Origin of the sequence: Acinetobacter sp. YH01022 (assembly GCF_013420235.1) — a bacterium.
GTDB lineage: Bacteria > Pseudomonadota > Gammaproteobacteria > Pseudomonadales > Moraxellaceae > Acinetobacter.
The window spans coordinates 23,096-34,680 of record NZ_VOYP01000004.1 but is presented as its reverse complement, the minus strand read 5'-3'; the positions used below and the strand labels follow the sequence as shown (position 1 = coordinate 34,680).

The 11,585-nt window shown below is 42.0% G+C and carries 10 protein-coding genes; 5 read left to right on the top strand and 5 right to left on the bottom strand.

What is annotated here, in order from left to right:
- Positions 1-40: 40 nt before the first annotated feature.
- Both FTT87_RS02230 and FTT87_RS02225 read right to left on the bottom strand, forming a co-directional pair.
- On the bottom strand, positions 41-1,348 hold the full coding sequence (locus FTT87_RS02230) for a hypothetical protein (protein ID WP_180174270.1): 1,308 nt from the start codon (positions 1,346-1,348) through the stop codon (positions 41-43).
- A 79-nt stretch (positions 1,349-1,427) separates the two neighbouring features.
- A complete protein-coding gene (locus tag FTT87_RS02225) occupies positions 1,428-2,048 on the bottom strand; it encodes a TetR/AcrR family transcriptional regulator (RefSeq protein ID WP_180174269.1) in 621 nt (206 codons plus the stop codon).
- Between the two features lie 94 nt (positions 2,049-2,142).
- On the opposite strand from FTT87_RS02225, the gene FTT87_RS02220 reads away from it, so the two are divergent.
- The 3 genes from FTT87_RS02220 to FTT87_RS02210 all read left to right on the top strand — a co-directional run bounded on the left by FTT87_RS02220 (position 2,143) and on the right by FTT87_RS02210 (position 4,891).
- Positions 2,143-3,822: an acyl-CoA dehydrogenase family protein gene (locus FTT87_RS02220; RefSeq protein ID WP_180174268.1), complete on the top strand. Its 1,680-nt coding sequence runs from the start codon at positions 2,143-2,145 to the stop codon at positions 3,820-3,822.
- Positions 3,823-4,155: 333 nt separating this feature from the next.
- Positions 4,156-4,539 carry a YkvA family protein gene (locus tag FTT87_RS02215; RefSeq protein ID WP_180174267.1) on the top strand — a complete coding sequence of 128 codons (384 nt, stop codon included), beginning with the start codon at positions 4,156-4,158 and terminating at the stop codon, positions 4,537-4,539.
- Between the two features lie 160 nt (positions 4,540-4,699).
- Complete coding sequence (locus FTT87_RS02210; RefSeq protein WP_180081715.1) at positions 4,700-4,891, top strand: hypothetical protein; 192 nt, start codon at positions 4,700-4,702, stop codon at positions 4,889-4,891.
- Between the two features lie 6 nt (positions 4,892-4,897).
- Here FTT87_RS02210 and ptsP read toward each other — a convergent pair whose 3' ends face one another.
- Together ptsP and FTT87_RS02200 are read right to left on the bottom strand one after the other, a co-directional pair.
- Positions 4,898-7,195, bottom strand: coding sequence for a phosphoenolpyruvate--protein phosphotransferase (gene ptsP / locus FTT87_RS02205; protein WP_180043131.1), 2,298 nt, complete (start codon positions 7,193-7,195; stop codon positions 4,898-4,900).
- Between the two features lie 88 nt (positions 7,196-7,283).
- Positions 7,284-7,760, bottom strand: coding sequence for an RNA pyrophosphohydrolase (locus FTT87_RS02200; RefSeq protein WP_086195300.1), 477 nt, complete (start codon positions 7,758-7,760; stop codon positions 7,284-7,286).
- A gap of 182 nt (positions 7,761-7,942) precedes the next feature.
- Between FTT87_RS02200 and FTT87_RS02195 the strand changes: the two genes are divergently transcribed.
- Together FTT87_RS02195 and FTT87_RS02190 are read left to right on the top strand one after the other, a co-directional pair.
- The gene (locus FTT87_RS02195) at positions 7,943-8,593 is read left to right on the top strand and encodes an HAD family phosphatase (RefSeq protein WP_180174266.1); all 651 of its coding nucleotides are present in this window, start codon (positions 7,943-7,945) and stop codon (positions 8,591-8,593) included.
- 357 nt (positions 8,594-8,950) lie between these two features.
- Complete coding sequence (locus tag FTT87_RS02190; RefSeq protein WP_086195302.1) at positions 8,951-9,196, top strand: DUF2789 domain-containing protein; 246 nt, start codon at positions 8,951-8,953, stop codon at positions 9,194-9,196.
- Between the two features lie 52 nt (positions 9,197-9,248).
- Here FTT87_RS02190 and ovoA read toward each other — a convergent pair whose 3' ends face one another.
- Positions 9,249-11,465 (bottom strand): 5-histidylcysteine sulfoxide synthase, encoded by a 2,217-nt coding sequence (gene ovoA, locus FTT87_RS02185; RefSeq protein ID WP_180174265.1) that lies wholly within the window; start codon positions 11,463-11,465, stop codon positions 9,249-9,251.
- Between the last annotated feature and the right edge of the window lie 120 nt (positions 11,466-11,585).

Genomic DNA, 11,585 nt, shown 5'->3' with positions numbered 1-11,585 from the left:
TGGGATGTAAAAAACCGCCTTGAGGGGCGGTTTTTTATTTTTAATAGACTTGATAATCTAAATATTCCCATTTCTGAAATAGGCTTCTATCGCGGGCTTTAGAAATGAGTTCGGGAAATATTTTTTCCAAACTCAGAGTGCTTACTATTTTTTCGGCAAGCTCAATTTGTTGTAAAAAGAATAAGCTACGAATAATTTTTTTTAAAAAATTAGTTTTAAAGAATACATGATTAAAGGTATCTAAAAGAGAAGATTCATTTTTAACCTCTAGTAGATAAGACTCATATAACCAAAGGTAACTTTCAGAATATTTATAATTGTCTCGGGATAAGTAAAATAAACTCCATAAATCTGCAACTAAGTCTATATTTATCTTTTCTTTAAAGGTTTTGTAAACAACTTTTTTTTGTTCTGAATATTCCAATATTTCATCAAATGTTGGAGGGTTAAATGAATCTGATTCATTTGTTAATACAGCGCCTTCTATATTTAAAGAATTTAAATCAGCATGAAAAAATGATACCCATACAGAACATATATCTAGAATAAAATCATCTGGTAGCGTAATTAAATTCTTTTTAATTCCAATCTTAGAACTGATTTCATAATTGTTTTGAACAAAGGTCAAGATTTTTGATAACTCACTACTACTTAAAGTATATTTCTCTTGAAGAGCTGATTTATTTAAATTAGTTTTCCAGCTTTTATGTAATGGTAGCTCTTGCACCAAATTGAAAATTTGAGAGCGTGAAAATTTGCTTGTAAATGTACCTTCTCTGTACTCTTCAATTAACATTTCATTTAGGTAGTGAAGGTTATCAAGATTTTCTTCAAGTTCTTTAAATTTACATTTCAATACTAAGCAATTAATGATGCTTTGTTCGGTTAAGTGCTTTACATTTTCTGTATCAAATGGATATCTAAAAGTTTGTCCCGTAGAATCTATTTCAGCAATATCTAAAATAGTTGTTTTTATAGCATCATTAATTATTTGATAGCGTTGATCTAAATTTTCAGAATTAGTTTTAAAGTAATCCCAAATGTTTCTAATATTATGTGATCCTGCTAAATTAAAGTCAGCTAATTTTAATTTTTGGATCTTAGCTAAATTATTAATCTCTTCAATAGCATCTTTCAATCGTAATTCAATAGAGTGGCGCATGTTGAAACAAATGGGATAGATAAAGGAATCTACATCATTTCCATTGGTATGAATTACTTGATCTAAAATTAGATTGGCAGCTTTCGAAAAACCTTTAGCATAGGTTAAATAATTAACAATACCATTATTTCCTACACAAGCGTTAAATTCTATGGGGTCAGCTCCTCTGAATGTTGAGTTTTCCATGTTTATTACTCTGCAAGTTTGTATATTAAAGAATTATGAAGGTATTTAAAATTTATTTAATAAATTTCAAAAAGTCATTCTATTTATTTTTGATACTCAGTAGAAATTGAAATATATCAAATTCTAATTGTTCCCACTCCCCAAACTCAGGCTCTACCAACAACGTCTGCGACACAAAGCCATAACACACCCGTTGTACATTTAAACTCATCCGCGTGAGCTGTTTAGCATCCTGAATAAAAGGCGCGAGAATACTTTGCCACATCTGCACCATCATCTCATAACTTTTACGGTAACTTTCAATATTGGAAATCTGCCGTTCCAGCAAAAACGTCTGTGCCCATAGAAACTGCTGTGCCTGAATCTGCTCAAGTTGATAATGAATAACTTGCTGTAAATAATCATCTAGAGCCATATCTGTGGATAACTTGAGCAGGCTGTATGCATAAGTTTTTAAGTCCTCGGCATTGTTTTTTACGTGTCTGTGAATGGTCAGTGCAACCAAATCTTCCTTTTTGGAAAAATATTCATAGAAGGTGCCCAAGCCTACACCAGCCAAATCGGTAATTTCCCGAATGGTAATGTCATGTGCGGCATGCTCATGCAAAAGCCGAACAAAACTGTCCTGCAAGGCTTCCTGTGTCAGTTTGGCTCTTGATTGACGCGGCTTACGCCGTACCTGAATCTGTGGATTTTTCATAAAAAGTTTGACCCAACAAAGCCGAACATGCAGTGGCTATTTTTTCTCTATACTGGAATGAAAAGCCCAGAACAACAAGCAGGAAATATAGACGATGAATACATCGAACCAGTTATCGAATCAGGCATGGATGACCCATCAAATCAGCAATCAGTTTGATGAACTGCAAGATTACAATTTATTTTCATCAGATACGGTTTTACATGAAATATTGAAGCGTTATGGCAGCCATGACCAAGCAACCTTGTATGATATGGGTAAAGTGGTGGGATCAGCCGAGTATTATCAATATGCCGATTTAGCCAATAAACACACGCCTATTTTACATGCCTTCGATGCACGTGGTCGTCGTAAAGATTACATCGAGTTTCATCCTGCATGGCATAAATGGATGGCTTTAAACCGCAAGTTTGACAGCCATGCTCATCCATTTAATCATGCAGAATCATCTGCCAAATGGGTGGAATGGGCAGCGCGTTTTTACTTAAGCGGGCAGGTGGAGTGTGGCAGTCTGTGTCCAACTTCGATGACGCTTGGCAGCATTCCCCTGATTCAGCGTGAACCTGAACTGTGGGCAAAAATAGGCGAAAAATTATTATCCACTGAATATGATGAACGTGACCTGCCGATTGCCCAGAAAACATCAATCTGGCTCGGTATGGGCATGACCGAAAAGCAGGGTGGTTCCGATGTGCGCGCCAATGAAACTTTTGCTATGCCTGTAGCTGAATCAGGTCGTGGCCACGCCTATTTGCTGACCGGGCATAAATGGTTTTTCTCTGCCCCAATGTGTGATGCACATTTGGTGGTGGCGAAAACCGAGCAGGATGGCTTGGCCTGTTTCTTTGTGCCGCGCTGGCTGGAAGATGGCACCAAGAACCATATTCATGTGCAGCGCCTGAAAGAAAAAGTCGGTAACCGCAGTAATTCCAGTTCCGAAGTTGAATTCAAAGATGCTTGGGGCATCATGATTGGTGAAGCTGGGCGCGGCATTCCAACCATTATTGAAATGGCGAATTATACCCGTTTGACCTGCTCTGTGGGCAGTACAGCGATGCTGCGTCAGGCCTTGGTGCAATGTATTGCCTATACCCGTCAGCGTAAAGCTTTTGGCAAGCATCTAGCCGAACAGCCGTTGATGCGTGCCGTGTTGGCCGACTTGGCCCTGGAAACCGAAGCGGCGATGCAACTCAGTTTTCATTTGGCACATTGTTATGAACGTGATGATGCTTTGTCTCTGGCATGGAAAAGAATCATGACGCCCGCCTCCAAATTCTGGATCTGCAAGCGTGCAGTCGAATTGACTGGCGAGATGATGGAAGTCTTTGGCGGCAATGGTTATGTCGATAACGGCATCATGGCGCGTATTTTTAAAGAAGCCCCAGTGAATACCATTTGGGAAGGTTCTGGCAATGTCATGTGCCTGGATGTGCTGCGCGCCATTAGTCGTGAACCTGAATCCATTGAGTTATTGTTTAAAGATCTGGCATCAACTGCAATGCACGATGAAACTTTGCAAAATGAATTACAGAGCCTATTCAAGTTGTTCCAGCAATCACCCGAAGAGTTGCAGTTTATGGGGCGCAGTCTGGTCAGCCGTTTGGTAATTTTGGCGCAAGCAGTTTTACTGAAACGTTATGCGCCGGACTACGTGGCCGCTGCTTTTATTGAAACGCGTTATAGCGAATTTTATGGTCGCGTGGTGGGTATGATTGCAGCGAAGCAGGTAGATGTAGAGCGGGTGCTGGAAAGGGCTTTGGCTAAAGAGAAATAATTTTTATACCTCTCCCTTGCGTAGCCGTGCTACTCATCTCCTAGAATGAGAGGGAATTCACAATCAAAATTCTCCCTCCCTATGGGAGGGAGCTAGAGGGAGGGAGAATTAAATAATTAAAGGTTAAGAATCTCTCTTTTGCGTACTCAAAATATATTGTGAATTTTCTAAATGAGGAAAATTCTTTAATAAATTTATTTTTTATTGTGATTTGTAATGAAAGTTGTCCTTCTACCACTTACATAAAAATAATGTTGAAACTGCAAAATTTATATTTATTTAAGAAAACTTATTTAACATGTCATTCATAAATTTTTGATTTTCAGTACTTATATGTATCAAAAAATTAAACAATGGGCCAAAACCATTAAAAAAGAGGTTCTGGTGGTTTGGCTGGTGGCTAAAGACCAGCGCACACCTGTCTGGATCAAAATATTGGCACTGATGATTGCGGCCTATGCGCTATCGCCGATTGATCTGATTCCCGATTTTATTCCAGTGCTGGGCTATCTGGATGATCTTATTATTGTGCCCTTGGGACTGTTATTGGTGATTAAGCTGACGCCACAAGAAATTATAGACGATTGCAGAATTCGTACCTCGCTGTTGGCAGAACGGCCGGTAAACCGTTGGGCGGCAGGCGTGATTATTTTAATCTGGCTGCTCTTTCTGGGCTATTTGGCCCTGTATTTTATCAATATTCAAAAATTATCATAACTGGTTTGTATAAAGACTCTAAATATGAATTTAAATATATGAAATAAATAATTTTTTAATAAATTTATCCAATCCGAAAAACCACTTGAATTCTGTATAAAAAAGCGCAATATATGCTCAACATCATCCATGATGTGAAACTCGAAAACAGGGGAGTAAAATGGCAAAGAAAAAAGCTCTGCCAGAAGTGGTGATTCATAACTTTGTGGCAAAACATATGTATGAGGTCAACAAAAGTCAGGTCTTTGTAGACCGAAAGAAAAATGCAAAACGTGGCTATGACAAGCACAAAAAAGGGAGATACTCAGATGATTATCTCCCTTTTTATTTCACCGTATTTTCTTACATCTAAATAGAATTAAGCACTCACAATACGGGTAGCAGATTTCACCATATCGCCCAGACCATGGGTCTTGAAGTAATACTCCATCCAGCTTTTCACCATCAGTGGATTACTCATTTTTAATACGCGTTCCAGTTGTTCCTGTGCATCGCTCATCGGTACATGACAAATGGCCTTACGTACCCGCAAAATATTGCTTGAACTCATCGACAGGGTATTAAAGCCCATCGCCATCAGCAGCACAGCCGCCAATGGGTCGCCAGCCATTTCTCCACAAATGCTCACCGGTTTGTCATATTTATGACATTCCTGAACCAAACGGCTTAAAGCGCGTAAGACGGCAGGGTGGAAGTGGGAGTAAACATTGGCAACCCGAGGATTATTACGGTCTACAGCAAGTAAATACTGGGTCAAGTCATTTGAACCGACCGAGAAGAAGTCCACCAGTTCAGAAAATTCTTCAATCTGTAACAGCACACTCGGTACTTCAACCATAATGCCAATTTTGGGTTTGGTAATTTTAACCTGTTCTTCTTCCTGCACTGCGGTCCAGTCACGGTCCAGCAGATAGAGGGCTTCTTCCACTTCACTGACACTGGTGATCATGGGCAGCAAAATATGCAGGTTATTCAGACCAATACTGGCTTTCAGCATGGCACGAATCTGAGAAGAGAAAATTTCAGGATGATCCAGGGTAAAACGGATGCCGCGCCAGCCCAGCGCCGAGTTTTCTTCTTCAATCGAAAAATACGGTAAATCCTTATCTGCACCAATGTCGAGGGTACGCATCACCACAGGTTTATTGGCAAAGTGGCTGAGTTGCTGGCGGTAAATGGCACGCTGCTCTTCTTCACCAGGGAAGCGATCACGTAGCATGAACGGAATTTCAGAGCGGTATAAACCTACGCCTTTAGCACCACGTTGTACGCCGCGAACGACATCAATCATTAAACCGGTATTCACATACAGTTTGACTGCAACACCATCAGGCGTAATAGCGTCTTTGGTTTCGTATTGTTTTAGGTCTTTCGCCAGCTGTTCTTCTTCTTTCTGGATTTCTTTATAGCGTGTACGTAAACGGCGCGGCGGATTGATAAACACCCGTCCCTGATGGGCATCGACAATCATCTCCACATCATCCAGGGTATTGATTGGCAGTTCAGTCACACCGACCACGGTTGGAATGCCCAGTGCACGTGCCACAATCACCATATGTGAGTTCATGGCACCTTCGGTGGTGACAATCGCGGCAATTTTATCCACCGGCAATTCAACCAGTGCCGCGGTTGAAATGTCTTCCCCGATCAGAATGCTTTCATCGGTCAGTTCACGATGGCTGGCATCGGCTTCCTGTAAAAATGCCAGAATACGGCGACCGAGATCTTTCAGGTCGGACACACGTTCGCGTAAATAGTCATCTTCCATTTGTGCGAACAGGGCAATGTGATTATCAATGACAATACGGACCGCACCCTGTGCCCAGTTACCATCGCGGATTTCAGCCTTAATTTCAGCAGGCAGGGAGTTTTCATCCAGCATGCGCAAGAATACGCTAAATAAAGCTCGCTCTTCAGCCATTAAGGCATCCTGCATTTTTTCATCCAGTGCCTGAATTTCCTGACGCACTGCATTTAATGCAGCATCCAGAAGTTCCAGTTCTTCACTGATGTCATCTGCTTCACGATCAGGTACAGCCGCCAGATCTGCAGGCGGGTAAAGGATGACCGCACGCCCTAAAGCAATCCCGCCTGAACCGGAAACGCCCTGAAAAGTTTTATAAGCAGGCAAATTGCTTGGCTTGCGGAACACATCGATATTACCCACGGCATGAGCATGGGCAATCACACCGGACAGCTGGGCACACAGGGTGACTAGGAACGATTCCGCTGCTTCGCTAAAATCTTGCGGTTCCTTATTTTGCACTACTAATACGCCCATAACCTTACGGCGGTACATCACCGGAACACCCAGGAAGGAATTATAAATTTCCTCTCCGGTTTCAGGCAGGTACATAAAGCGTTCGTGCTTCGGTGCATTATCCAGATTGACGATTTCTTCGCGTTGTCCCACCAGTCCCACCAGACCTTCGCTGGTATGTAAGGAAACATGCCCCACAGCTTCAGGATTTAACCCTTTAGATGCCATGAGCAGATAACGCTGGTTACGCTCATCGAGTAGATAAATGGAGCAGACATCCACGTGCATGGCTTCAGCAACCTGATTGACCATGATGTCGAGTGACTCATGCAAACTGGTGGACGCATTGATTTCTTGCACAATGCGTCTTAAGGTGTCCAGTTGCATATTCGACATAAAATCTGCTCCAAAATAAGTTTAAAACTGTTTTTATTTATAACAACATGCTACTAAAAAATCTGCATTTTCATGCAATTTTTTCGAGCTAGAGCGAGGGTAACTGCTGACACAGTTCCACCATCGCCCTTCGGTATACATCGCGTTTAAAATTCACGACCTGACCTAATGGGTACCAGTAACTTACCCATTGCCACTGGTCAAACTCTGGTGGGTCTGACAGGTCCAGCTGAATATGCTTTGCTGGCGCTGTCAGCCTGAGTAAAAACCACTTCTGTTTTTGACCAATACACACCGGGTCCGAATCCGGGCGTATATATCTTTGCGGCAAACGATAACGCAGCCAACCTTTTGTTTGCGCTACAATTTGAACATGTTCGGGCAATAAGCCAACTTCTTCTCTCAGCTCACGATAAAGTGCCTGTTCGGGGGATTCTCCAAACTGGATTCCTCCTTGCGGAAATTGCCAAGCATTGTGTCCAATGCGTTTTGCCCATAAAACTTGTCCAATGTCGTTTGCCAAAATGATCCCGACATTCGGTCGGAAACCTTCTGAGTCGATCATTTGGCTACCTAAATCTTCTGTAATGTATGGCTTTTTGTTCGGGGATTGTTATTTCTATATCCATCTCGAAAAAAAGCACAGCTTAAATGTTAAAAATTGCTATGATCTTAACGAATTTCTATCGACTAGCGGAGATAGATTTACAATTTTTTTCTTAAATTTCAGTTTTTACGAGTATTTTCATGAAATTGGCTTTATTTGACCTCGACCACACCTTATTAAATACCGATTCAGATTATTCATGGGGTGAGTTTTTAGTAAACGAGGGTTTAGTCGATCCAATCCGACACCGTCAAATGAATGACAAATTTTATGAGGACTATAAAGTAGGGCAACTTGACCCGATTGCCTATAACGAATTCGTCTTTGAATTTTTAACCCAGCATGATAATGATTATTTGACTGAATTACATGAATTATTCATGAAAAAGGTTATTCGTCCACAAATGCGCCCAGAAGGTTTTGCTGCCATTCAAAAACACCGTGATGCAGGACACGAGCTGGTCGGGATTACCGCAACCTCCGATTTTATTACGGCACCGATTTTTCACGAGTTTGGTATTACTGAAATTATTGCCACCAATGCAGAAGTGGTGGATGGCAAATATACCGGTAAAGTCATCAATACTGCGTGTTATCAAAAAGGTAAATTGATCCGTCTGGAACAATGGCTGCAAGGGCGCGATATTGAGGAGTCATGGGCCTATTCGGATTCATTCAATGACCGTTTCTTGCTGGAATATGCAGATCATGCCATTGTGGTCAATCCGGATGAACGTCTAGAGGCTTTGGCCAAAGCGCAAAACTGGGAAATTCAGGACTGGTCGATTTAACATGCCCTGTCGCCAGATGGGGGAGGGTGTTGAAGATCACTGTTCTCCATGAGGCGTCTTTCATAACGACTGCCCCCTTTTTTATTTTTCTCTCATCGGGAGAAATAAAAGGCATTTATAAAAGAAGTTCATGGGTCGTGAAAAAGATCCAGAAAAATAAAAACAGCTAAAAAGTAAAAACATTTTAGGAACATAATAAGTTGTTAGGTGATTGAAAATTTCCCACTTGGGGCTGGGCTGCTCATGATTATAAAATGACCCTTACTATAGGCCAATCTTTACCGTATAGTAGACTGAAAGCAAAAGGGTAAAAGACAAAATTTATAGTTTGAAATTGAAGAAGAATGGGAGAGAAGAATGAGCCAAACACGTCCAAGAATGACCAATCTTTTTGAGCAGTTAGGATTAGATTCCAGTGAAGAGGCGATTGCCCTGTTTATTGCCACGCATCAGCTCAATGCCCAGACCAAAATTACCGAAGCGGAATATTGGACTGAAGCACAGCGCCAGTTTTTAGCAGAAAAAATTAAATCCGATGGTTCATGGGCCATTATTGTTGACCAGTTAAATGAATCCTTACATGAAGATTCAGTGATTCAATAAAGATCAAAGCGAAATAAAGCCAATCCTCAGATTGGCCTTTTTGATAAAGATTTCATCTCACCCGTTTCCATAAGGTCACTTGGGACAGGCTATGTTGATATTTACGTGCGGTTTCACGAATCACAAATGCCACATCCTGAGGTTCATCGAGCATTTCAAAGTGTTCTTTTAAAAGTTCAGTCGTGCCATCTAGCGTACTGAAGTTTTCCCCATTTTTTTTAAAACCACCGAGCCATTCACTAGGTGCAGTATGTTCCTCTAGCCAAGTATAGGGGGAAGCCAGCATTAAAATGCCACCCAGTTTTAAACGCTGATGGATTTCGGCTAAGAAATCTTTGGGATGATGTAAGCGGTCAATTAAATTCGCAGCTAGAATAAAATTGTAATCAGTAAAATGAGGTTTCAAATTGCAGGCATCGGCCTGGAAAAATTCGACCCGATCTGCATGGGTATCCAGACCCAACTCTTTTAAGTTACAGGCTTTATATTCCATCAGTTCACCTTCAATTGGCAGGGTATAACGTAGCGTTTCACCTTGTGCCAGCTGTACCGCCTGCTGAATAAAGCGCGCGGAAAAGTCCAGTCCTGTGACCTGATCAAAATAAGCCGCCAGTTCAAAGCTGGCACGCCCTGTGGCACAGCCGATATCTAATGCCTTCTCTGTCACAATATTCTTAAAATAGGGGTGTGCAAGGTTAATCAGGCTTTGGGCAAAATTGGGCACGTTAAAATATTCTGCACCGTACTGAAATTCCAGATATTGCGAGATCATCTGGTCAGTTTCATACTGCGATTGAAACTGTTGAAGTTCTTGGGAGGCAGCGACATAGCGGAATCCGGCATGCTGGAAAAAATGCCGGCGGAAGGCATAACGAGAGCTGTGCAAGGCTTCATTGCCGGCAGAAATCCAGGAACCGCCTTTGATTATATTATGTTGTCCGTCAAAGGTTGGGGTGCTGAAATCATCATAGATCGGATGCACCTGAAAACCGTCAAAAGGGTAAATCGGGGTTTCAGTCCATTGCCAGACATTGCCCTGAATATCAAAAAAATCACCCTGCTGAAAATAATTGACCGGGCAGGGACTGGTTCCATATTTCAGTTCGATGTTGGCATGTTCAGGACTGGGCAGGTCAGAATCCAACCCGGCCACATCATACAGCCGATACCACTCATCTTCTGTGGGCAAGCGAATGCTTTGACCGGTTTTTTCGGCTTTCCAGTTGCAGAAAGCTTTGGCTTCAAGATAATTCACTTCTACCGGCCAGTCCCAGGGCATGGAAATTTCTTCCAGCATCAGACGTAGTGACCAGCCTAAAGGGGTTTTTCGCCAAAAGCTGGGATGATGGGTTTGAGAAAATTTTAGCCAGGCCTGTCCTTCTGCGGTCCAGTAGCGGTCAGTTGTATAACCGCCATCTTCCACAAAACTCAAGAATTCCTGATTGGAGACCAGATATTGTGCAGCCTGAAAAGCGGCAACATCGGCCTGATGCTGTCCATATTCATTGTCCCAGCCATAAAAGTTGCTGTCGAAAGTCTTGTTCAGGTTGACCTGTCCCGCAGGAACAGCAATTAGGGTATTTTCCGGCGCAACTCCAGTCATAACCTCGGCATGCCATTGCGGATGATTGTATACATAGTCCAGCTGCTGCTGACGAATCAGGACTGAGGAAGTTTCAAGATGAATCCGTTCATGTTCAATACCCATGAGGATCGACCACCATGGATGATTCCAGTTCAAGGGTAACGTCAGAGGGGCATGCTCAATTAGGTTTAGCACCAGTGTCCTGACCTGAGCACGATAAGCTCGGACTTCTTCTACACTCGGCCAGTCATAATGCTGATCATTCAGGTCGTCCCAGCTCATTTCATCGACCCCGACAGCAAAAATGCTTTCCAGCTGCGGATTCAAGCGATTGCTAATCAGTTTGCTGAGCAGCAGTTTATTGATAAAAAAGGTCGCCGTATGACCAAAATAAAAAATCAGCGGATGACGTAAAGAAATGGGCTTAAGGTAATAGGCTGCATCATTTTTTAGACAGTCAAAGAGCCGTTCATAGCTGTCAAAAGTATTGAGGAAATAATCACGCAAGCTATGCCGTGCCGTGGCTTCATCAGTAAAGTTTAAATCAGGCGTAGGCAACAAAGAAATTTTAGCGCTTTGCCATATATTGGGAGCATCGACATCGGCTGTGACTGGGTTTGATTTAGATTGGGTTGTTTCAGGTGAATTTGTTGTAGATATTGTTGGTGATGAATCCCTCAGCATAGCCCCATACTCCTTCGAATTCTTTTGCACATTTAAAACATGTTGTTTTATGTGTTTTATTTAAAAGTACTCGAAAGCTGTGCCACTGTGCTGAGGATTAAGGTAACAAAATGCTGCATC